20 protein-coding genes are annotated in these 23564 nt (G+C 44.2%); 16 read left to right on the forward strand and 4 right to left on the reverse strand.

Features of this window, described 5'->3' with window-relative positions; all coding sequences use genetic code 11:
- Nucleotides 1-185: 185 nt before the first annotated feature.
- The 5 genes from Q3W13_RS14520 (at nucleotide 186) to thrS (ending at nucleotide 6427) form a co-directional block, all read left to right on the forward strand.
- Nucleotides 186-1373: a DUF1624 domain-containing protein gene (locus Q3W13_RS14520; protein ID WP_302864939.1), complete on the forward strand. Its 1188-nt coding sequence runs from the start codon at nucleotides 186-188 to the stop codon at nucleotides 1371-1373.
- 95 nt (nucleotides 1374-1468) lie between these two features.
- The gene (rlmF, locus tag Q3W13_RS14525; RefSeq protein WP_302864940.1) at nucleotides 1469-2380 is read left to right on the forward strand and encodes a 23S rRNA (adenine(1618)-N(6))-methyltransferase RlmF; all 912 of its coding nucleotides are present in this window, start codon (nucleotides 1469-1471) and stop codon (nucleotides 2378-2380) included.
- 123 nt (nucleotides 2381-2503) lie between these two features.
- Nucleotides 2504-3514 (forward strand): SPFH domain-containing protein, encoded by a 1011-nt coding sequence (locus Q3W13_RS14530; protein ID WP_302864941.1) that lies wholly within the window; start codon nucleotides 2504-2506, stop codon nucleotides 3512-3514.
- 3 nt (nucleotides 3515-3517) lie between these two features.
- Nucleotides 3518-4438 carry a hypothetical protein gene (locus tag Q3W13_RS14535; RefSeq protein WP_302864943.1) on the forward strand — a complete coding sequence of 307 codons (921 nt, stop codon included), beginning with the start codon at nucleotides 3518-3520 and terminating at the stop codon, nucleotides 4436-4438.
- A gap of 192 nt (nucleotides 4439-4630) precedes the next feature.
- Complete coding sequence (thrS, locus tag Q3W13_RS14540; RefSeq protein WP_302864945.1) at nucleotides 4631-6427, forward strand: threonine--tRNA ligase; 1797 nt, start codon at nucleotides 4631-4633, stop codon at nucleotides 6425-6427.
- Nucleotides 6428-6483: 56 nt separating this feature from the next.
- On the opposite strand, the gene Q3W13_RS14545 is transcribed toward thrS, so the two are convergent.
- Nucleotides 6484-6789, reverse strand: coding sequence for a hypothetical protein (locus Q3W13_RS14545; RefSeq protein WP_302864946.1), 306 nt, complete (start codon nucleotides 6787-6789; stop codon nucleotides 6484-6486).
- A gap of 171 nt (nucleotides 6790-6960) precedes the next feature.
- Between Q3W13_RS14545 and Q3W13_RS14550 the strand changes: the two genes are divergently transcribed.
- The 5 genes from Q3W13_RS14550 to Q3W13_RS14570 all read left to right on the forward strand — a co-directional run bounded on the left by Q3W13_RS14550 (nucleotide 6961) and on the right by Q3W13_RS14570 (nucleotide 15978).
- Entirely contained in the window at nucleotides 6961-10260 is a 3300-nt protein-coding gene (locus tag Q3W13_RS14550) for a tetratricopeptide repeat protein (RefSeq protein WP_302864947.1), read from the forward strand.
- Complete coding sequence (locus Q3W13_RS14555) at nucleotides 10253-12175, forward strand: DUF3857 domain-containing protein (protein WP_302864949.1); 1923 nt, start codon at nucleotides 10253-10255, stop codon at nucleotides 12173-12175. Before Q3W13_RS14550 ends, Q3W13_RS14555 begins: the two co-directional genes overlap by 8 nt.
- A 7-nt stretch (nucleotides 12176-12182) precedes the next feature.
- Nucleotides 12183-14159, forward strand: coding sequence for a DUF3857 domain-containing protein (locus Q3W13_RS14560; RefSeq protein ID WP_302864951.1), 1977 nt, complete (start codon nucleotides 12183-12185; stop codon nucleotides 14157-14159).
- A gap of 161 nt (nucleotides 14160-14320) precedes the next feature.
- Entirely contained in the window at nucleotides 14321-15097 is a 777-nt protein-coding gene (xth, locus tag Q3W13_RS14565; RefSeq protein ID WP_302864952.1) for an exodeoxyribonuclease III, read from the forward strand.
- A gap of 5 nt (nucleotides 15098-15102) precedes the next feature.
- Complete coding sequence (locus tag Q3W13_RS14570) at nucleotides 15103-15978, forward strand: glutamate--tRNA ligase family protein (RefSeq protein WP_302864953.1); 876 nt, start codon at nucleotides 15103-15105, stop codon at nucleotides 15976-15978.
- An 18-nt stretch (nucleotides 15979-15996) separates the two neighbouring features.
- On the opposite strand, the gene Q3W13_RS14575 is transcribed toward Q3W13_RS14570, so the two are convergent.
- The 3 genes from Q3W13_RS14575 to Q3W13_RS14585 form a co-directional block, all read right to left on the reverse strand.
- Nucleotides 15997-17373 carry a HAMP domain-containing sensor histidine kinase gene (locus tag Q3W13_RS14575; RefSeq protein WP_302864955.1) on the reverse strand — a complete coding sequence of 459 codons (1377 nt, stop codon included), beginning with the start codon at nucleotides 17371-17373 and terminating at the stop codon, nucleotides 15997-15999.
- 93 nt (nucleotides 17374-17466) lie between these two features.
- A complete protein-coding gene (locus tag Q3W13_RS14580; protein WP_302864957.1) occupies nucleotides 17467-18282 on the reverse strand; it encodes an AraC family transcriptional regulator in 816 nt (271 codons plus the stop codon).
- 119 nt (nucleotides 18283-18401) lie between these two features.
- Entirely contained in the window at nucleotides 18402-19277 is an 876-nt protein-coding gene (locus Q3W13_RS14585) for an oxidoreductase (RefSeq protein ID WP_302864959.1), read from the reverse strand.
- A 178-nt stretch (nucleotides 19278-19455) separates the two neighbouring features.
- Here Q3W13_RS14585 and Q3W13_RS14590 point away from each other — a divergent pair, with 178 nt between their 5' ends.
- The 6 genes from Q3W13_RS14590 (at nucleotide 19456) to Q3W13_RS14615 (ending at nucleotide 23564) form a co-directional block, all read left to right on the forward strand.
- Complete coding sequence (locus tag Q3W13_RS14590) at nucleotides 19456-19785, forward strand: helix-turn-helix transcriptional regulator (protein ID WP_302864962.1); 330 nt, start codon at nucleotides 19456-19458, stop codon at nucleotides 19783-19785.
- A gap of 35 nt (nucleotides 19786-19820) precedes the next feature.
- Complete coding sequence (locus tag Q3W13_RS14595; RefSeq protein WP_302864964.1) at nucleotides 19821-20237, forward strand: VOC family protein; 417 nt, start codon at nucleotides 19821-19823, stop codon at nucleotides 20235-20237.
- 18 nt (nucleotides 20238-20255) lie between these two features.
- A complete protein-coding gene (locus Q3W13_RS14600; RefSeq protein WP_302864967.1) occupies nucleotides 20256-20747 on the forward strand; it encodes an SRPBCC family protein in 492 nt (163 codons plus the stop codon).
- Nucleotides 20748-21333: 586 nt separating this feature from the next.
- Nucleotides 21334-21858 carry an RNA polymerase sigma factor gene (locus tag Q3W13_RS14605; RefSeq protein WP_302864968.1) on the forward strand — a complete coding sequence of 175 codons (525 nt, stop codon included), beginning with the start codon at nucleotides 21334-21336 and terminating at the stop codon, nucleotides 21856-21858.
- Nucleotides 21859-21867: 9 nt separating this feature from the next.
- Nucleotides 21868-22686, forward strand: coding sequence for a zf-HC2 domain-containing protein (locus Q3W13_RS14610; protein ID WP_302864969.1), 819 nt, complete (start codon nucleotides 21868-21870; stop codon nucleotides 22684-22686).
- A gap of 14 nt (nucleotides 22687-22700) precedes the next feature.
- Nucleotides 22701-23564, forward strand: a complete 864-nt coding sequence (locus Q3W13_RS14615; RefSeq protein WP_302864970.1) for a hypothetical protein — start codon at nucleotides 22701-22703, stop codon at nucleotides 23562-23564.

Genomic DNA, 23564 nt, shown 5'->3' on the forward strand with positions numbered 1-23564 from the left:
TGATATAAGCATAACAAGAAATTTTTCATTTTGTTAGAAAAAACGGGCCGTGTATGCGCTTATCAAACCAAACTATAATAGTATAACTTCCTCTTTCCGATATCAACATGCAAAAAGCTCCATTCGGGCCATAAGCAAGAGCTACATTTTTTAGTATTTTAGACCAACCAAATTATTCCTGATTTATGAACCCGGTTAAACCGTTTAAACATCGCGTAGCGTCAATCGACATCCTGCGCGGCCTTATCATGCTGATAATGACGCTGGACCATTGCCGCGACTTTTTGCATTTCCAGGGGCCGCTGCACAATCCTACTAATATGGCCACCACTACCGTGTTGTTGTTCTTTACCCGCTGGATAACCCATTACTGCGCGCCGGTATTTGTGTTTTTAAGTGGGGTCTCGGCCTTCCTGGCGGGACAGCGCCGTACCAAAAGGGAGTTGAGCGTCTTTTTAATCAAACGCGGATTATGGCTTATTTTGGTTGATGCAGTGATCATCACTTTCCTGTTCACATTTAATCCTGCCTTTAATGGAATTGTACTTGAAGTTTTATGGGCGATCGGGGGCAGCATGATTATACTCGGCTTACTGGTACGTGCGCCGCTGCCGGTTACCGGTATTATCGGGGCTGTTATCTTCTTCGGTCATAATATATTAGACGGGGTGCCGATGGCGCCAGCCGGTACGGGCAGTACGCTATTAAAGATATTTCTCACAGCGCCTGCTGTTTTTGTGTTATCGCCCAATCACATGATATTGGAGGCATACGCTTTGCTGCCGTGGACAGGCGTGATGCTGATGGGGTACGTTGTTGGCTCGTTTTATCAATCCGCATTCGATCCCGGCCGCAGAAGAAAGATATTACTGATAACCGGCTTGTCGCTGATTGCCCTTTTTATAGTCTTAAGGTACATCAATGCCTACGGCGACCCGGCCCCATGGTCAGTGCAGCGCAATTTTGCTCATACGCTGCTCTCGTTTTTAAATACAACCAAATACCCTGCATCACTAATATACCTGTGTATGACGCTGGGGCCGGCACTCATCCTGCTTTCAATTACTGAACATATCCAAAACAAGTTCGGCGCATTTTGCATGGTGTATGGCAATGTTCCGTTCTTTTATTTTATCATGCATATTACGCTTATCAGATTCATAAATATTATTTTAATCATGGCATCCGGCATAGACATCTGGCATGTTAAATCACCCGACTTTCCATTTATGTTCGAACCGGTACCATTCGGATATTCGTTATGGGTGGTTTACCTTATTTGGGCACTGGTAATTGCCTTACTGTATTTCCCCTGCCGGTGGTTCGCAAATTACAAGCGGACGCATCAGCAATGGTGGCTGTCGTATTTATAACGGGAGCGGATAGGTGTAAATAATCGCGCAGTTTCTGAGCGAGGCCATCGAGGGGTTATTGGCCGGATTAATTTATCTTTGCAAAAACAGATCCATTGCAGCCAGAAGTCAACACACCAGAAAAACAAAATCTTCATCCCCGCAACCTGCACCGGGAACGCTATAATTTCCGGCAGCTTATTAAGAGTAATCCGGCGTTAAATGCATTTGTATCGCTAAACCAATACGGCGACGAATCGATAGATTTTACCAGCCCGGCTGCAGTTAAAGAACTCAACCGCGCCCTTTTAAAACATTTTTATGGAATAGCGCATTGGGATATCCCCGAAGGTTATCTGTGTCCGCCCATACCCGGCCGCGCTGATTATATCCATTACCTGGCCGATTTACTGGCTGAGAGCAATAATGGCAGTATTCCGACAGGTCACAGCGTTAAGATCCTCGACATCGGCACAGGCGCCAACGCTGTTTACCCTTTGATTGGCAGCAGCGTATACAATTGGAAATTTGTAGGTGCTGAGGTTGACCTGGTAGCCCTGGCATCAGCAAAAAATATAGTGGCATTAAACAAGCCGTTGAAGAATAGGATAGAAATACGCAGGCAGGCGAGCAAAAGCAGCATTTTTGGCGGAATAATTGACAGAAACGAGATTTTTGACGCAAGTATGTGCAATCCGCCCTTTCACTCGTCGGCTTTGGAAGCTAAGGAGGCAACGGCCACCAAGTGGCGAAAGCTGGGCATCAGCCCCAATAAAACTTCTCAGAATTTTGGCGGGCAAAAAACCGAACTCTGGTACCCCGGCGGCGAGGCCGCTTTTATTACCCGCATGATTAATGAGAGTGCGGTTATCCCCGAAAACTGCAAGTGGTTTACAACGCTGGTATCAAAAAAAGAAACGTTACCCGTGGTACAGAAAGCTTTAAACAGCGTCAGGGCGACGGATGTGAGGGTGATAAACATGTCCCAGGGCCAAAAGGTGAGCAGGATTTTGGCTTGGAGATTTTAAAAGCGTTTATTAATCGCCAAAACCGAAACACGTGATAGCCTGTGACAATATTACTTTAATTTGTGAAACGAATACCCTAACTTGGTCTCCATAACCAGCCTGCTTGCAGTTAAAATACCAGACATGTTCGGAATTAAACACATCAAATTCGACTCAATGACTTATGTGCTCCATTTTAAAAATGGGAACATACAAAAAGAGGGCCGTGGCCTATCGTTTTTTTATTTTGCTCCTAATAGTTCAATAGTAGCCATCCCAATGGCCAGTAATGATTTGCCTTTTATCTTTAGCGAAACGACAAATGACTACCAAACTGTAAACATCCAGGGGCAAATCAGTTATAAGATAAGCAAGCCAAAAGAACTTTCTGACGTGCTTGATTTTACCGTGACCGACTATGGCCAATACAAGAAAAACGACATCGAGAAATTAAACCAGCGCATTATCAACGAGGCGCAAACGGCTACGTCTTCTTATATCCACGGTATTAAGCTCAAGGATGCTATACGTTCCGCTAAGGCGATCGAGGAAAGAATAATCAATGGACTAAAAGCTGCGCCGGCAATCGGAATGCTTGGAATCGAAATACTCGGCGCTAACGTGCTTGGCATTTCAGCTACACCCGAAATGGCACGTGCGTTGGAAACAGACACCCGAGAAAAATTACAACAGGAAGCGGATCAGGCCATTTATGAACGACGCAATTTTGCGGTTGAGCAGGAACGCCGGATCAAGGAGAGCGAATTAAATACGGAGATAGCCGTAGAAGAAAAGCAAAAGCAAATAGCGGAGAAGAAAATGGAGTCGGATGTTCAAAAAGCCGAAAACGACCGGAAACTTCGGGAGATGCAATTGGCAGCAGACATAGCTGTTGAGGACCAGCGCAAGCTACTAATAAAGCAAAAAACTGAGAATGACAGAAAAGAGGCCGAAACCCAAGGCTTTGTCATAGAAACCACTTTGAAACCCTATAAGGACATAGACTGGAAAACATTAACAGCCCTAAATAACAATCCCGATCCTAAATTCAGCATTGCGCTGGCATTCCGGCAACTGGCTGAAAACGCTGACAAAATAGGCAATCTGAATGTAAGTCCTGAATTGTTGGAGTCGCTTTTAAATGAAAAGAAATAGGGAATGGCGGTTGAATATGCAATCATAGTAAAAAATAAAACCCGGCTTGAATCTTTAATTGAACGTTTTAATACCAAAGCTCAAGCTAAATTTTATATAGAAAGGCTTGGCGGAGATTTTGATGACTACGAGGCTGAGCATGAAATATTTCATTCCTCACTGAGCACATTGCAGCGGCGTCTATCACGCACCATTAAATACAAGCTGCTTGAACGGAGCTTTATGCCTTCGTTTATTTTTTCAGAGAAAAATGTTATTATCGTTATCGGACAGGATGGCCTGGTGGCAAACACAGCCAAATATTCAAAAGGTATTCCTATTGTTGCTGTGAACCCGGACAAAACACGCAATGATGGCGTATTGTTACCATTTGAGGTTGGCGATTTTATGGCCGGAGTAGAAAGTGTCATCATAAACCGCTACAACGCAAAAACGGTGCGTTTTGCCGAAGCGAGATTAAATGATGGGCAGCGGCTGTTAGCTTTCAACGATTTATTCATAGGCGCATCATCCCATGTGTCGGCAAGATACAAAATAACTTTCGGACCCAAATCTGAAGAACATTCTTCGAGTGGATTGATCATTTCCACTCCGGCCGGTTCAACAGGCTGGCTAAGTTCCATTTTCAACATGGCTTATGGTGTAACGGGTATGTTTGAAAAAAAGCTGATGCCGAAACAGCCGAAGCTTAAAGACGATGAATTGCTATTCGTCGTTAGAGAACCTTTCAGAAGCATCAGGACACAGATAGATATTACTGCCGGGCTAATAAAAAATAAACACTATCTAAAGATAGAATCGCTAATGCCTGCCAATGGTGTGATATTTAGCGACGGCATTGAGGCCGACTTTTTGAAATTTAACAGCGGCTCAATTGCAACAATCGGGCTGGCCAGCGAGCAGGCCACGCTTGTGTTGCGATAATATTGGCTAAATGCCTCCCGCCTCATTTTTACGCTATTTTTTGTATAAAATCTGTCAATTAAGCACTTCACTACTCTTGCTGCATAGCCAAAATCATTAATTTTTCGTTTATTTGTGTCCGGCCAATTTTAAGCTGAGCCGGATTTTATTTCAATTGCTTTTATGGAAGAGATGCTATTACCGGCGGAGAAAATGACTCCCCTTTACAGGCTTCGGCACTCGCTTTCGCATATTTTAGCGCAGGCAGTGCTCACCATCCGGCCGGATGCCAAAATGGGTTTCGGCCCACCGGTGGACAATGGTTTTTATTATGATTTTGACTTCGGCGATAACCCTATATCCGAAAGCGATTTTAAGCAGTTGGAAGAGACGATGCAGCGCATCATTAAGGAAAAGCAACAGTTTGAGCACCTGGATAAACCGGTTGACGTTGCTGTAGCCGAACTGGCCGCCGCCGGGCAAAAATACAAGGCAGAATATGCACAATACCTGGCCGATAATGGTTACGCGCCAAATGGTACCTTAAGCTTTTACCGTAACGGTCCGTTTTTAGATATGTGCGAAGGCCCTCACCTTGGCGCAACCAACGAGGTGCCCAAAGCAACTTTTAAGCTGGATAAGCTTGCCGGCGCTTACTGGAGGGGCAGCGAGAAAAACCCGATGCTGACCCGAATATACGGATTGGCATTCCCAACTCCTGCCGAATTGAAGGATTACATAGAAAAGCGCGAACTTGCCCGCCAGCGCGACCACCGCAAGCTGGGTAAAGAACTCGATCTGTTCGAGTTTGACGAAGAGGTTGGCAGCGGTTTGCCGCTATGGCTGCCAAAGGGCACCGTAATTCGCGAAGAACTGGAAAAATGGGCTAAGGAAACCGAGTTTAAAGCCGGCTATCAAAGGGTATCAACGCCGGCGATAACCCGCGAGCAATTGTATTATACTTCGGGCCACCTGCCTTATTATAAGGAATCGATGTTCCCGCCAATGGAACTGGAGGATGAGGACAGGTATTACCTGCGGCCTATGAACTGCCCGCATCATCACAAAGTATTTGCAACCCGCATGCGCAGCTATCGCGACCTGCCGTTGCGCCTGGCCGAATATGGCAATACTTACAGGTACGAAAAACGCGGTTCCCTGTCGGGCCTGATGCGTGTGCGCGCCATGTGCATGAACGATGCGCATATTTACTGCTCGCCTGCTGACGTGAAACAGGAGCTGAAAAGCGTGATAGAAATGTACAAGGATTACTACAGCCACTTAAGGCTGGGAGATTTCCGGGTACGCCTTTCTCTGCACGCCAAAGACAACGATAAGTTTGTGGATCAGGAAGCAGAATGGCTGCGCAGCGAGGAAATTGTGCGCGAGGTATTGAACGAGATGAATATCGGCTTTGAGGAAGAGGCTGGTGAAGCCGCCTTTTACGGACCCAAAATCGATATTCAGCTGAAGAACGTAATGGGCAAAGAAGAAACCGTTTCTACCTGTCAGCTCGATTTTGTAATGGCCGATCGCTTTGGTTTGGAATTTAACAATGCTGAAGGCGGTACTACCGCGCCTTACATTATACACCGGGCGCCGTTAAGCACCCATGAAAGGATGGTTTCCTTCCTGATTGAGATTTACGGCGGTGCTTTCCCAACCTGGCTGTCGCCAAACCAGGTACAATTGATCCCGGTTAACGAAACCGTTATCGACTACACCAAAGGTATAGAGGAAAAGCTGCGTGCTAATTTAATCAGGGCAGAAGTTGATTTAAGCAGCGACAGCTTTAACAAAAAGGTGCGTAACGCTGTTACATCGAAAAATCCGAACATTTGGGTTATTGGCAGCCGTGAAGCTGAAGAGCAGACCATTACCTGGAGACGATATGCTTCTAAAGACCAGGTAACCCTGCCGCTTTCCACCGCGATTGAAACATTAATAAAAATGCGCGATAGCAGGCTGATGGACAACTTCGCCGACGTGGCGTTACCGGTTACAGCATAGTCTATGCAGATTTATAAATAAATGCCTTTGGTGAAAGCTAAAGGCATTTTTTTTGCTCATATTGATCTGAGCGTACCTTTCAGATTGGTGAATTCCCCATTGCCCGATGTCCAGTTTGAATAAATAGCATTATTCTCGTAATCGTGCACCTGTGTAACGGTGGTGCCGCTGGCTTCCTGCCAGGTAACTAAGAACAGTCTCGGCCTTAATTCCGTCATTTTTATGGCGACGGTTTCTGTGATTTCCTGCGGTTCACCATTCTTCTCGGTTATGGTAAACGTTAGCGATATATCGCTGTTAAAGTGCAGTACGGCCTTCGCCATCCCGAATTGCACCAGGAATTTATTACCGCTTATACTCATAATACTTGCTTTTAAGTCCTATGTCTAAAATACAGCTTTTTAATTATCATCCTTTGAGCCTCAATCCCGAGCGGCAAAACAAATTAATTTTTTTAATTCAAAGTTCTGGTTTTTTTATATTAAAAAAATCAACTAAATTTCCCATTGATTAAACCCTATTCCAATTACCAGATGAAATGTTTTAAATTCGTCCTGCTGGCGCTTACAGTAATCTCTACAGCGTTAAAAGCCCAGCAAATCAAGCTCATAAACTCTGGCGAGCTAATTAACAAAGCAGCAGCACTTTACGACTCAAGTAAATACAAAAATGCCATCGCGTTGCTTAACGAAGTCAACCGCAGCGATACCAATTATGTGTGGTCTGTTTATGAAAAGGCTCTCAGCTGTGAAGCCGACAGCCAATATGCAGAAGCAATTAAATTATGCAAAGAAGGGCTTTCACTAAAGGAACAAAGAGACTACGAACCCGATTTATATAATACTTACGGGAACACATTGAATGATATAGGGCAGCCTGAAAACGCTCTGAAAATTTTCGATGCGGCCATCGCCAAATATCCGGCTTATTCCTTGCTTTATTTCAATAAAGGTGTTTCGTATATGGTATTAAAGCGGTATAACGACGCCGAACAATGGTTTCAGAAGACTTTGCTGATTAACCCATATATGTACAGTGCCCATTATCAATTGGGCTTAGTCGCCCTGATGCAGGGAAAAATAGTACCGGCGATGTTAAGTTTTACCGGGTATTTGTTAGTTACCCCGTCAGGGCGCTATTGGTCAAAGGCTATCAAATTACTCGATGCAATTAGTAAAAGTACCGACGATGTCCTCGATCTGAAAAATAAGCGCAGCCTTAACCCCGACGAAAATTACCAGCAAGTAGAAGATATTGTGCTTTCGAAAATAGCGCTCGATCAATCATACAAGCCGCTGATTTCGCTTGACGATCCGATATCGCGGCAAATACAGGCGGTATTTGAAAAACTGGAGTATAAAGAAACAGATAACGATTTTTGGATACAGTATTACCTGCCCTATTTTAAAAAGGTATATGCCACCGGCAAGTTCGAAGCAATGATTTACCATTCGTTCTCGAACGTGAACATTCCGGTAATCCAGGAGTACAACAAAAAGAATAAAAAAGAACTGGAAACATTTGTGAATGATGCAGCAAGTTACTTCGACCCCATCCGCGAAAGCCGGGAACTGATGTATTCAAAAAGAGCCGGGGTTACCAACCGCTACTATTTTGAAGACGGAAAATTGGCTGGTAAAGGCGTTTTGGGTAACGGTGGTAAAATACTTACCGGACCGTGGGAGTTATATTATGCATCAGGAAACATTAAGGCTCGCGGAAACTATAATGCAGCAGGGCAGCGTGAAGGCGATTGGACTTTTTATTACTTTCCCGGCATAATTAAGGCCAAAGAGCATTTTAAAGCAGGCAAACTGGATGGCCCGCAGGAATTTTATTTTGATAATGGAAACCTGTCTTCGAAAGAGAATGACATAAATGATGAACTTGATGGCTTAAATATCGGGTACTACTATGGCGGTAACATCAAATCTGCAGCCTATTACAAGTTGGGGAAAAAGAACGGTGAAGAGAAAGATTATTACTCCAATGGTGCTCTAGAGTCGGTTGGTCATTACGCTGCCGGCGTTCAGACCGGCACGGCAACCGATTATTATAAAAGCGGGCAGGTTAAAGCCACGGCGCTATATGCCAACGGAAAAGAGGACGGCCCTTACAAGGCCTACTTCGAGAATGGAATTCCTTCAGTAGAAGGCCAGTACGTAAAGGACAATGCCGAGGGTGAGTTTAAATACTATTATGAAAGCGGAAAAATAAAGGAAATCAGGAATTATTTAAATAATACTGAAGACGGCCTTCACCAGGAATATTTTGAAAATGGACAAATCTCAAGCACCTACACGCTAAAGAAAGGCAAGATCGATGGTGAAATCAGCACCTTTTATAAAGATGGGAAACTGCTTTCAAAATATAATTATAACAATGGCATTGTTAAGTCTGCAAAATACTTCGATAAATCCGGCGCTCCACTGTCAAGTTCCGAATTAAAAGGAAATGCGATAGAAGTGATTAGTTTTAGTACGGATGGGCGTAAAAAATCGCGGGCCACATTTAATCAAAAAGGCGACTATATTGGGGCTGACACATTGTATTATCCATCAGGCAAAATAAGCCAGTTGGATATGTATAAGGATGGAGAATCCAACGGCCCCTCGATCAGCTGGTATTTGAATGGCAGGAAGAAATCGGAAACCAATATGGTAGCCGGTAAGGAAGACGGTTATTCTGCCTCGTACTTTAGCAATGGACAATTGCAAGTTGAGGGATGGGTAAAAGACGGCCAAACCCAGGGCGAATGGCGGTATTACGATGAGCAGGGGAAACTGACAGTCAAGTCATATTTTTCAAACGGTGATCTTGACGGATATAAGGAAATATATAATCCGGCCGGAAAAAAAACTGTTGAGGAAAAATACCATAATGGATGGCTGGAAAAGGTAACGCAATTTGACGATGCCGGGAATGTGCTGGCGTTAGACAGCTTTCCGAAGGCCAGTGGCCAATACACCTTATATTATCCTGGTAAGCAAATAATGACGCAGGCCAATTATGTTAATGGCGATTTTGACGGCCCTTACAAAACGTTTTACTTCGACGGGAGCATAGAAACCGAAATGAGTTATAAGGAAGGTGTACTGGATGGTGGTTATGTGAGCTATTACTATGGCGGCAAAAAAGAAACCGAAGGCAAATTTGTAAACGGGGTAAAGACAGGTGAGTGGAAATCGTACGATGAAGACGGCAGGCTATATAGTACCATGACCTATGTAAATGACCAGCTTAACGGAACCAAAACCTATTACTTTGCAGAGACAGGAAAACCTGACTATGCGGCTGAATACAAGGACGGTGTACAGGAAGGGGCCGCTAAAAAATATGACCCGGACGGCACTTTAGCCTACTTTGTGAATTATGAGAATGGCGACGCTAAATCCATTTCGTATTTGGGAAAAGACGGCAAGGAAGTTACACCGGTGGCTGTTCCGTACACCGAAGAAGTGCTTACAGCCTATTTTCCGAATGGGAAACCATCAAGGACATGCAGATATAGCAATGGCGTAAAGAACGGGCTGGAACAATTATTTTATAGCAATGGGCAGCTAAGATCAACAGACACCACCGAGTACGGCGTATCCGGCGGTGTGGCAAAGGAGTATTATCCTAACGGGAAACTAAAATCGATATACAACTATAAGACCGACAATCCGGACGGCATTTGCCAGGAATTTTATGCGAACGGAACATTAAAAAAAGAGATGGTTTATGAAAATGGCGTCAATAACGGCCCGGTTAAATATTACAACGAAAATGGCAGGCTGTATAAAACAATGCTTTATAACTACGGTAAACTTCTATCGGTTAAAAATGAATAAGTACTGTAGTGCACTTGTATTGCTGACGGCATACCTGCTTTTTTTCGTCAAAATTGCCGACGCGCAAAGCTTCGATGAAATACGCAAGCTTTACCCGGATGAAAAGGCCGTTTTTTTAAACCGCATGCTTGAGTACGACATCAGATTGAAAGACGGACAGCCCTATGTAGAAAGCAGCCAGAACCAGCAAATAGAATACCTGTTGGGCAGTGCTACGACATATATGGGTGAATTTAGTTTCACGCACAGTGATTTTCAAAAGCTGCTTTCCTATGAGGCGTATACGCTTACACCTGCTGATAAAAAGTTAAAAGTAACCGACTTTAAAACCAGCATGGATAAGGAAAGCTTTGTTTTTTATGATGACTTTAAACAAACTAAGTTCCGGTTTCCGGCTGTAGAGCCTGGTGCAATAGGTAATCTGCAGGTATCATGGCAGAATAAAGACCCTCATTTGTTGTCGCCGTTTTATTTTACAAGTTATATACCTGCGGTTAACAGCGAACTTAAAATTACGGTATCAAAAGATATATTGTTAAAATATCAACTCTCAGGCCTTGATACAGCAAATATTAAGGTACGCGTGGAGAGCAGGCGCCGCAGTAATATCTACACATTTCAGTACAAAAACTGCCCGGCGGATAAATCGTATGCTGATGCACCCGGATATGCCTGGTATTTACCCCACGTGGTGTTTTACATAGATAGCTATACAGATGGTAAAGGCACTACTGTGCCTTATCTGTCAAATGCCGGCGATTTATACCGGTTAAGTTATAGTTACATTAGCAAAGTAAACACTAATGTAAGTCCGGAGCTTAAACATGTTGTCGATTCGCTTACCGCTAAACTAACTACCGATGAAGCCAGGGCCCGTACTATTTATTCATGGGTGCAGCATAATATAAAATACGTTGCCTTTGAAGACGGAATGGCGGGCTTCGTACCGCGGGACGCCGGCCTGATCTGCAGCAGGCGCTTCGGTGATTGTAAAGATATGGCCAGCATACTTACACAAATGCTGAATATAGCCGGGGTAAAAGCCTATTTTACCTGGATAGGTACCCGCGAGCTTCCTTACAAATTTACTTGTACGCCATTGCCGCTGGTCAGCAACCATATGATTTGCACTGCCAGCATAAACGGCAAATTCATTTTCCTGGATGGAACGGACCCTACGTGTGTGTTTGGCATGCCATCGTCAGGTATCCAGGATAAAGAGGCCATGGTTTCCCTTAGTGAAAAAGACTATAAAATTTTAAAGGTGCCAACGGTGGAAAAAAATCAAAACATGCTGGTTGATACAACGTGGTTGGAATTGACCCCGTCGGGTATTAAAGGAAGAGTAAAACAACAGTTGAAAGGCTACTTTTCCACTGAAATATATGGAAAGCTGATGTATTGGGACCAAAAGGAGATGCATGAGCATATGGAAGGCTTGTTTGAAAGAGGATCGAATAAATTTAAACTCGATACTTTTTACGTAGACCGCAAACCTACCACCGATGAGATTTGCTTATCAGCCGATTTTAGTTTGCCTGACTATGCTAAAAAGGTTGCGGGCGATTACTACCTTAATTTGAATCTTTTTAAGCTTTTTCAGGATGAACATATTGATTACCCTAAACGGAAAGCGCCGGTGGAACGAAATTTTAATTCCATAAAAAAGTTTGTTACGATGCTAAAGGTGCCTGAAGGGTATAAAGTATCGTACCTGCCGGCCGGCAGAGCTTATCATAACAAAGTTTGGAGTTTTAATCTGCAATATGAACAAAAAGCTAATTATGTTGTGCTAACTCAGGAGTTTGATAATGACAGCCTGCTGCTTACCAATAATGACTTTGAACTTTGGAATAAAGCCCTTGAAAACCTTTTCCCTTTATATAAAGAAACGCTAAGCCTTTCGAAAATCTAAACTTAAAATGAAGAAAAAAATCACAATTGGGGCAATAATGGTGCTTTGTGCCACCCAGGGTCTATACGCTCAAAACCCGGGTATTGAGAAAGAAAGCTGGGTAGCGAAACCCGTGATATTTACACCGGATAGTAAATACAGCAAGGAATCGGCGGTAATCATTTACGATAAACGCAGGATGGAATACATCGACATTTCGAAGGACGAAATAACAGCTTATTATACACTGCATAAAATTATCCATATTAATGATGATCGCGGAATTGAAAGCTTTAACAAGATATATCTGGGCATTGGTGAAAGCCAGGACGTAGTTGATGTAAAGGCACGTACAGTGCTGCCGGGTGGCAAAATCATCCAGCTTGACAAAAGCAATATAAAAGATATACAAGACAAGGACGGCAGTACATACAAGATATTTGCAATGGATGGCCTGGAGAAAGGTTGCGATGTTGAATATTTTTACACCTATAAGCGCCCGACCGGTTTTTTCGGGAAAGAAATTGTGCAAACATCTATCCCGGTGCTTGAAGCATCTGTACAGATAGTAGCGCCCAAGCGACTGAAATTCGACACCAAATCGTACAATTGTGAACTGTCGCCTATAGATACGGTTATTAACGACAAACGCATAATCCAATGCAACTTTAAAGAGATACAGGGAATCGGAGAGGAAAAATATGCTTATGACGACGCTAACTTTAAGAGAGTTGAATATAAGCTATCATACAATGAGTCGGTAAATAAAGGCGAACGTTTAAATACCTGGAATGGGCTTGCCAAGCGGATATATGGCGTATACACTTACTATACCGACAGGGAGAAAAAAGCCATTGCCGATATGGTAATTAAAAACGGGTGGGCCACAACGGAAGGTGAAGCCGCAAAAATCATGTCTGTTGAAAACTATATCAAAAAGAACATCTCGTATGATGAGGACGTGAAAAGTGAAGAAGGCAATATGCTTGCAAAAGTTATTCAGACCAAATCAGCAGGGATGGTTGGTATTATGCGGCTTTACAGTGCTATTTTTGAAAACCTGGGCGTAAAGTACCAGTTTGTACTAACCGGCGACCGGGAAAAATACTTTATTGACAGGCAATTCGAAAACTGGAACAATTGCGATTACCCCGTATTTTATTTTCCGGCCGAAAATAAGTTTATGGCGCCTACCCGGCCTGATTACCGCTATCCGTGGATTGTGCCTCAATGGGGCGCCACCAATGCCCTGTTTTGCAAGCCTGCTTCTTTAGGTAATTTTTCCACAGCAATAGCCGAGATAAAAAATATTCCACTGGAGGATTATACCCAGTCAATTGAGAATATTGAAGCAAAACTGCAATTAACCGGTACGCTCGACTCGTTGACCATTGACGAAAAACAAATATTTGCCGGTTATGAAGCGCCTCCTATGCGGGATGCTTTTAATTTTTCAAATGATGAACAAAAGAAAGAATTATTCAAAGCCATTGCCAAGCAGTTTACCGGTTCAGACAATGTCATTTCCTCAGAGGTATTAAACAAAGAGTTTGAGAACGAGAACACGAATCGGCCTTTAATTGTACACACCATAACACGGTCAGGTGAGTTTATTGAAAAAGCGGGGGATAAGTTGCTCGTAAAAATCGGCATGGCTATCGGCCCGCAGGTGGAGATGTACCAGGATAAACCACGGCAACAGCCGGTGAATCTTGATTTCGGCCATGTGGAAGAAAGGAAAATTGAGCTCACTATACCTGACGGCTATACAATAAAGAACCTGAATGATATTAAGATGTCGCAGACGTTTAAAGACGGAGACGATCAAACAATGGGATTTGTATCGGATTACGAATTAAAAGACAATGTGCTAACTGTGCACATTATGGAAGAATACCAAAAGACATTTTACCCCCTTGCACAATTTGATCAGTTCAGGAAAATTATTAACGCGTCATCTGATTTTAACAAAGTAGTATTAGTTCTTGAAAAGAAAACGACATAAAAACAAGTCAGTCAATATTATAAACATTAAAGGGTTAATTTAACTGCCCCTTTGTTTTTTTATACCGGCTTTCTTTTTTTTACTCATAAATCATTCCGGTGAAATCAAATGACTAAACCGGCATTATAGATTACTATTAAAACATTTCATAAACTTGTATTATGAAAATCGCTACCTATAATGTAAACGGGGTAAATGGCCGCCTGCCGGTGCTGCTGCGCTGGCTGGAGGAAACTGCGCCTGATGTTGTTTGTCTGCAGGAGTTGAAAGCTCCGCAGGAAAAATTCCCGGAGCAGGCCATCACCGACGCAGGGTATAACGCCATCTGGCACGGCCAGAAAAGCTGGAACGGTGTAGCCATATTGGCCCGCGACATGCAGATTAACGAAGTAAGACGCGCACTTCCGGGCGATCCGGAGGATGAGCATAGTCGTTATATTGAGGCGGAGGTTAACAACATTACCGTCGGTTGCCTTTACCTGCCAAACGGCAACCCCGCCCCAGGGCCTAAGTTTGATTATAAACTGCGCTGGTTTGAGCGCCTGCAACTGCACGCCGCCGAATTACTGGCGTCTGAAATGCCTGTGGTGCTTACCGGCGACTACAACGTTATGCCAACCGAGATTGATGTTTATAAACCCGAGCGTTGGGTAAATGATGCCTTATTCAGACCTGAAACGCGTACCGCGTTTAAAACGTTGATTGAGCAAGGCTGGACAGATGCCATCCGCAAGCTGTATCCGGATGAAGTTATCTATACGTTTTTCGATTACTTCCGGAATGCTTATGAACGCAACGCAGGCCTGCGCATCGACCATTTTTTACTAAGCCCCCAGTTAGAGAAACGGCTGAAAGCCGGCGCCGTAGACCGCAATGTACGCGGCTGGGAAAAAAGCAGCGACCATTGCCCGGTATGGATCGAGCTGGCTGATGAGTGAACGCCATGAGCAGCGGCCCGCATTTTCACAGAACTCGTATCGCACCGACACCAAGTGGATTTTTGCATTTGGGTAACGTTTTATCATTTAGTATAACAGCGACCCTTGCCAGAAAAACTGGTGCTAAGATTTTGCTTCGGATTGACGACATGGACCAAACTCGGGCTGATGCACGTTATGTACAGGATGTTTTTGATACGCTAAATTTCCTCGGAATCCCCTGGGATGAAGGACCGGCAAACACTGAAGATTTTGAAAGGAATTACTCGCAAATCCACCGGTTAAATTTGTATAACCAGGCGCTCGAAAAACTTTACACCAAAGGGCTGATTTATGGCTGCGGGTGTTCGCGGAAACAATTGGCCACCCGAAACTGCCCTTGCGCCGGCAAACATATGCCTTTTGACACAATGGATGTAAGCTGGAGACTGAAGACGGATACCCAAACCGTTCTGAACATACAGGATTATAAAGGCGGAGTAGTCCAGGCTGTATTGCCGCCAGAAATGGAAAACTTTGTGGTGAAACGCCGGGATGGCTTACCGGCTTACCAGCTTACATCTGTTATAGACGACCTTCATTACGGGATAGACTTTATTGTTCGGGGGCAAGACTTATGGGCGTCTACCGTCGCGCAGGCCTATCTGGCTTCGGTACTTAATGAAAAACAGTTTGCCAGTATTACTTTTTACCATCACCCGTTGTTAATGGAATCGCCCGGTAAAAAGCTTTCCAAATCAGCCGGGGCCACATCCGTAAAACACATGTGCGAACAAGGCAAAGCTGCGGGCGAGATTTTTGAGATTATTTGCAGCATGCTGGGCCTTGCTAAACCTGTAACCAACTGGCAGCAGCTGGCGGACCAAGCGCTGATGATTTGAGAGACAGCCCTTGACTCGTTATAAAGGCAGCGATACGATAAATGAAGTACCATAGCCCGGCGAAGATTTAACGGCAATAGTGCCATTCATCTGCTCTATGGCCTGTTTCACAAAATACAATCCCAGGCCCATGCTTTTTTTGTTTGTACCAGATTTAAAATACTTTTTAAAGATATTATTTCGCTGGGCAGGCTGAATGCCTATGCCGTTATCTTCAACTTCTATCAAACAGTTGTCTCCTTCGCGGTAGGACTTGACTTTTACCCATTGCTCCGGCTTGCTGAAGTCGGCATACTTAATAGCATTTGATACCAGGTTATTAAATATTGTTTTTAAGTCAGTACTGTTGCACCGTACTTCCCATACTTCCAGCTCGCTTAAAAACTTCACCTTTTCACCTCCCGCAAAAAAACTGTTCTGGGCAATTACGTCATGAACAATTTCATTAAGGTTACAAAGCTGCGCATCATATATATTATTTGTACGGATATTATGCAATACTTCCTTGATGTAATTATCCTGTAGCTGAATGCTTTCGCGCATCATCTCTGTATACTCGGGCACTTTATGGATATCCTTTTCTTTCTCCAAAACTGAGACTAACCCTGACAGGGAAGTTAGCGGCGAACGCAGGTCGTGGGTAACGGAGTATACAAATTTGTTAATCCGTTCATTCAGGTTTACCAGGGCCTGGTTCTGATCAATAATTACTTTCTTGGAAGCGTGCAGCTTTTTCAGCATCAATCCGGCCAATAACACTATTGCGCTTATTATAATGATAGAAATAACGATATCAGCAATAAATACGTAATGGTCTACCATGCGGGAAGTAACACCTACCAGGGAAGCAAAATTCTGTTGGTGAATGGTTAGGTTATCGGATATGGTATTGATTTGCAGGATGAGGCTGTCGGCATCAATTGTCTTACCGGCGCTAATGTCAGCATGGGCCTTAGTGCCGGTGGCGTTCAATTGCGCAACCAATACATCTGACTTCTGCCAGCTTTGTATGGCTTTTTTAAAAAAATCTGTATGCTGAAAATGCTCAAAAAACCAACCCAGCTCCAGTAAATCGTCGGGATGATTACCGCCCATTAAAAAACCTATCCGCGCTATTTTAAAATCCAGGCCCCTCAATAACGCTTCGCGGGCAATGCTATCGCCCCTGGGTATAGTAATGTCGTTTTTGAATAGCAGGAAATCGGTTTCTTCGTGGGAATAGATATAACTCAATAAGTGGCGGCTGGCGTCTTTCTCACCTTTTGAGTATTGCGATTCAAAATTAGTGTAAGCCCGGCTGGCGGATAGAATCTTAACAGAATAATAATGTGTTACAGCTATTGCAGCAGTAGCTGCCAATACGATTACGGACAGGGCTATGATAACTTTCTTCATCGGCTAAACCAGGCATGCGGATTTTCGGTAGATAACATTCCGCACCAGAGCCTTTTACGTAAGCGATCAGGAAAGGTTGTGAAAACAATATTTTTAAAATGTGGGTTGCCTGATTTTTGAAGGGGCAATGCCGTACGCCTTTTTAAACGCAAAAGAAAAATGTGAAAAGTCTTTAAAGCCAACCTCCATATAAACGTCGGACGTGCGCCAACCCTTTTCTTTGATAAGATACCAGGCGTCATTTAGCCTTTTTTGCTGCAGCCAGCGATTGGGTGAGGTGTGAAAAACCTTTTCAAAGTCGCGCTTAAAGGTGGCCAGGCTGCGTCCGGTTAGATAAGCGAAGCGGTTAAGATCAACATTGAACCTGTAATGTTCATTCATATAACCTTCGAGATCTATTTTGCCGGGTTCGCTAAAGTCAAATAATGCATCTTTCAGTTCCGGATTGGTTTGAAGCAATATCATTACAGCTTCTTTAACCTTAAGCTTCGTCAGCATTTCACCTGTATCGCCGGCATTGTCTATGTAAGGCGACAGCGAGCTTAAATAGTTTCTAAGCAAACTGGCCGGCTTCAATACCATGGCCGGTTCACCTGTGTACGGCCCGGTAGCTTGCAGTTTCAGATCTTCGGCTACACTGCGAAGTGTATCTCTGTCCATAATAACCGAGATGGTTTTAAATTCACCGCCCTTAGGCGGACGCTTAGCAAATTTTGCCAGTTGGTTTTTTCTGAGAAAGCGGAACTCTCCTTCATGAAACACATAGTTCCTGCCATTCACATAAAGTTCAGAGGCGCCTGAAAAAATGTAACCCAACACGTGATCGGAGATAAACTGCTCACCTTCCTTATTTACGTTTGAATAGCAACTGTAAACTATTCGTGGTCCGGATTTTTTCTTTAAAGCCATATCGTGTTGAGATCGTGATTATAAATTTGTGAATGTGCGGATAAGTGATTAGCTGCACATTCACAAATCTGGATTATTAACTCGAAATTTTACTATCCCGCATATTTGCGCACCGCGCATTATTTACCATACATCTTTTTGCCCATTTCGGTTTCTAGGAAATTAACCGATTCAGAGTGGTCTGTAGACAAGCTTACCGGCAGCCATTTTTCCATTTCAGACTGGCGTTTCGCATCGGCTTGTTTAAGTAAAGTAACAGCATCGCTGCCCAGCACAAGATGCATGGGCGGCTCCGGGCTGTTGGCCAGATCAATTATTGCCCTGGCCGCTTTTTCCGGGTCGCCAACCGGTACAAATTGTCCCGACGAGAAATATTCCGTGCGATGGTTTACTGCGTCATAGCCTTCTATCTTAGGCGCATACGTCATCGAATCGCCTGCCCAGTCGGTACGGAAGCCGCCGGGTTCAACACTTGTAACCCATATGTTTAACGGCGCAACCTCTTTTGCCAGCGCTTCGGTAAATCCGCTCAAACCAAACTTGGCTGCCTGGTAAACAGACAAGCCCGGGTTGCCCACGCGCCCGCCAACCGAGCTGATCTGTAATATGCGGCCCGAGCCTTGTTTCCGCATGTGCGGTAATACTGCTCGTGTAACGACGATCGGCGCATATAAATTTGTTTCCAATTGACTGCGCACCTGCTCTTCAGTAAAAGCTTCTGCCGCTCCTATAATGCCAAAACCGGCATTATTTACCAGCACATCAATGCGGCCGAAATGGACAATTGTACTGTTAATTGCAGCATCTATCTCATCTTTTTTCGTAACATCAAGCTTTAAAAGATATACCTGGCCAGGGTATTTGTTTTCAAGGTCCTTTAAGCTATCTGTATTGCGTGCAGTTGCCGCAACTTTATCGCCGCTCGTTAATACGGCTTCGGTGAGGCTGCGGCCCAATCCGCGGGAGCTGCCTGTTATAAACCAAATTTTACTCATCTTCTTTTAAATTTTGTTAAAACAAAGTTAGCTCATTGTTTCGCTGCCCGTTTTGTTAAAAAGCTCAAATTATTTTGTTAAAAGGCTCAAAAAATAATCGGAAAAAAGTTGAAGAAATATTTGCGTAAGTGATTGCTTACATATAAATTTGTAAGCAATCACTTACATATTGAATCGAATGATGAGAAGAGATGTTTTCCAGGCCATAGCTGATCCGACACGAAGGGATATTATCAACCTGATAGCGGTTAACCCGTTAAACCTAAATGCCATAGCCGATAATTTCGACGTGAGCCGGCCCGCTATTTCGCAGCATATAAAGATTTTGATAGAGTGCGGTCTTATTAATATCAAAAAAAAGGGGAGAGAGCGCTATTGCGAGGTACAGGCTGAACCGCTTAACCAGGTGTCGGACTGGATTGCGCAATTCCATAAGCTGTGGAGCGAACGCTTTGACCGCCTTGACGACATTTTGAAAAAGATGGAAAGCAATACCAATAAATCATAAACTAAAACAATTATTTACCATTAAAAACTACAATTATGACTAAAGAACTTTGGATTAATTTACCGGTAAAGAATCTTAAAAATTCGATGAATTTTTTCACCAGGATAGGCTTCAAATTCAACACTGACAGCCCGGGGCATAATGATACTATGTCGCCAATGATAATAGGCGCCAAGAATATTGTAGTGATGCTTATTGAGGAGAAAGTTTTCACTGTTAACAATTGCGTGCCGGTATCTGATACCAGCAAAGGCAGCGAGGTGCTACTGTCTTTTGACGCCGAAAGCCGTGAAGAAGTTGACGAGATGGCGAAGAAGGTGGTAGCGGCCGGCGGAAAAATGTTTTCGGACCCCGCGGAAGTTCAGGGCTGGATGTATGGCTGCGGATTCTCTGATCCTGACGGTCACCGCTGGAACATGCTTTATATGGACATGAGTAAAATGAATGGTTAAACTTTAAATATTACAGCAATGGCAAGCAACAATCAAACCACCATTACCGCCGAACCAGGCAAACAGGAACTTTTTATAACCCGCGAGTTCGACGCATCACGCGAAAATGTATTTAAGGCGTTTACCACGCCCGAGATAATTGTGCAGTGGCTTGGCCCACGCGAATTGAAAATGCGCATTGACAAATTCGATCCGAAAAGCGGCGGCGGATATCGCTATGTACATATTGACCCCGCCGGAAACGAATACGGTTTTCATGGCGTGATACACGAGGTATTACCGTTGCAACGAGTTATACAGACGTTTGAGTTTGAGGGCCTGCCCGAGGCCGGGCACGTGGCGATGGAGACTGCCCGCTTTGAAGAACTGCCCGGCAACCGTACGCGCGTAACCATACAGTCGGTATTTCAATCTGTTGCCGACAGGGATGGCATGGTACAATCAGGTATGGAACGCGGCGTGGTGGATTCGCACCAGCGGCTGGATGAGTTGTTTGAGAAGGGAATTTGAAAACCCGAAGGATGTAATTTTAAAATTCCTGAAGCGCAAGCGAAGGCCTTTATGTTTTACCGACAGGAGTCAATACGACCGTACCGGACCGGCACTGTTTATGACTTCAACTGTTTCCGTAGAACCTGACGGCCTTCATGTCGCTTTTATTGTACAATGAAATACTGGCCCCCGGCAGGAAGTCATGAGCTTCAGTTGTCCAGTGCTGGCCTGAGCATAATAGCGCGCTTTTAATCTTTTAAATCTCGTCAACTTTTGTCTGCCTGTGCGGTTTCAGCAATGTTTTATAATGAAGGTATAAGGCTTTTTTTATCCCATGCTTTCCCTCTCAACCGGCCCGGTATCCCGGCAGCGGCTTCCGAAAATTTGTCATGTTCGGTCACGTCTAAACTTTCGGGTGTTGCAAAAAAGGCGTCTTTTCCGGCCGGAACATCATCGATCTTTTCAGTGGGCTAAAATGGAAACTTCCAGCCTCAAATAAAAATTCTTAAATTTCCTGTAACTATTTTTTCCTGCCGGAGTATTTAACCCAAAGAATAACACATAATACCGAACCTGATTGAACTCGTTGGCCGACAATACAATCATGCTCAAGGTGAAAGCCGGAGACCTGGATAAAATGGGATTGCTGTTTGAGCGGTACAACCGGCCGTTGTATGGCTTCCTGTTTCACATGACATATCAGCGTGAAACGAGTGAGGATTTAGTGCAGCAGGTATTTTATAAAATGCTGAAATACCGGGATACCTTTACAGCTACCGGCGAGTTTGTACACTGGATGTACTCGATAGCGCGCAACACCCTGAAGGACCAGGGCAAGAGCCTGAAGCAACGGGTGAAGCATGAAAATACGGACGACCACGCCGAACGGCTGCCCGGCGGATTGACGCCCCAAGAGCAGTTAGAAAAAAAGCAGGCCAAACAGCGGCTGTACCAGGCTATGGAAAGATTAAGCGACAGCCACCGTGAAGTGCTTACGCTGAGTAAGTTTCAGGAACTGAAATACCAGGAAATAGCGCAGATACTGGATATTTCGGAAATAGCGGTTAAGACCAGGGCGCATAGGGCAATGCAGGAACTGAAGGGTATTTATGAAAAAATGGAACGCTAAGAGCAGGCTATGAAGAATTGTGAGCAATATGAGGAACTGTTTGCCGGCTGGATAAACAACGAACTAAAACCGGCGGAGAAGGAAAAACTGGAGCAGCATTTGGACGGCTGCCCGGCCTGCCGTGAAGAGCTGGCAGGCATGCAGCAGCTTTGGGCGTTAATGGATGAAGCAGAAGTGCCCGATCCGTCGCCAAAGATGCAAGCCGGTTTTACGGCCATTCTTAATGATTTTAAAACTGCGGAAACACGTAAAAAGCAGGCATCGGCAGGGTTGAAAGTGCAATTGGGTTGGCTGTTGCAATGGCGGCAAAAATGGCCGCTGGCTTACACTTTCGCCATAATTTTGGTAGGCTTTGGCTGCGGATACCTGTTTTTTGATTTAAAAGGAAGCAAGAGGCAAGATCAGCAGATGTCGGCCCTTACAACCCAGGTCCACGAGTTGAAACAAACCATGGCGCTGGCCCTGATGGAAAACCCTTCGGCATCAGAACGTATACGGGGCGTAAGCTACACCGCCGAAATTAAGCACGCTGATAAGGAAGTGATAGAAGCCCTGCTGGCGACATTAAATAATGACCCTAATGTAAACGTGCGCCTGAGTACGCTTGACGCATTAACGCGTCTGGCCAACCACCCGGAAGTGAGGCTCGGTCTTGTCCAATCCATCACCACGCAGGAATCGCCGCTTATGCAATCGGCCATTGCTGATGTCATGCTGAAGCTGCAGGAGAAGAGGTCAGTAAAATCGTTCAGGGAATTATTGAAACAAAAGAACCTTGACAATGGCGTGAGGGACAAAATAAAAGCGACCATAACACAACTGATTTAAACACCACCACAATTATGAAAAAGAATTTTATCCCTGTTTTAACAGGAATCGGGCTCTGCCTTGTCCAGTTTTCGGCGAATGCCCAAAGCTATAAAACGCATGTAAGCAAGGTATTTGATATGCAAAATGGCGTAGTTGGTATTTTTAACCTTGACGGCCCCATCAAAGTGGAAGGATATGCAGGAAATAAGGTAATGATTGAAATTGACGAAACCATTACCGGCGAAAACCAGGCGGCTTTAGAAGAAGGTAAGCGTGATTTCAAGCTTGGCTTCGACCAAAAAGGTGATAGCCTTGCAATTTATACGGCTTACCCCTATGATACCCGGCCACACAGGTACTACAGACATTATGGCGATGATGATGACCGGGACATCCATTATAACATTAGGCTGGCTTATACAGTTAAAGTGCCGAACAATGTTAATCTTTTCGCTACTACGGTAAACAATGGTGATATAGCCATTAAGGATGTTTACGGTTCCCTGAGGATCAACAATGTAAATGGCGGAATTGAAATATTGAATGCCAAAGGCGCCACATGGGCGCACACGGTAAATGGACCGCTTACGGTTACTTACCTGCGTAACCCGCCGGGCGAATCGTCCTATTACACGCTTAACGGAGAATTAAACGCAACGTTTTTACCGGACTTATCGGCAGATGTGGAATTCAAAAGCATGAACGGGCAATTCTTCACAGATTTTGAAGACACGCAGGTGATGCCTTCGAGAGTGTCCAAGACTGTTAATAAAGGTAATAACGGCACCACTTATAAGCTTAACAAAGCTTCTGATGTGCGCTTCGGGGCAGGCGGGAAATTATTCAAATTCGAAACTTTAAACGGAAATATTTATATTAAGAAACAAAAAGCATAA

The organism is Mucilaginibacter sp. L3T2-6, from assembly GCF_030519355.1.
Lineage (GTDB): Bacteria > Bacteroidota > Bacteroidia > Sphingobacteriales > Sphingobacteriaceae > Mucilaginibacter.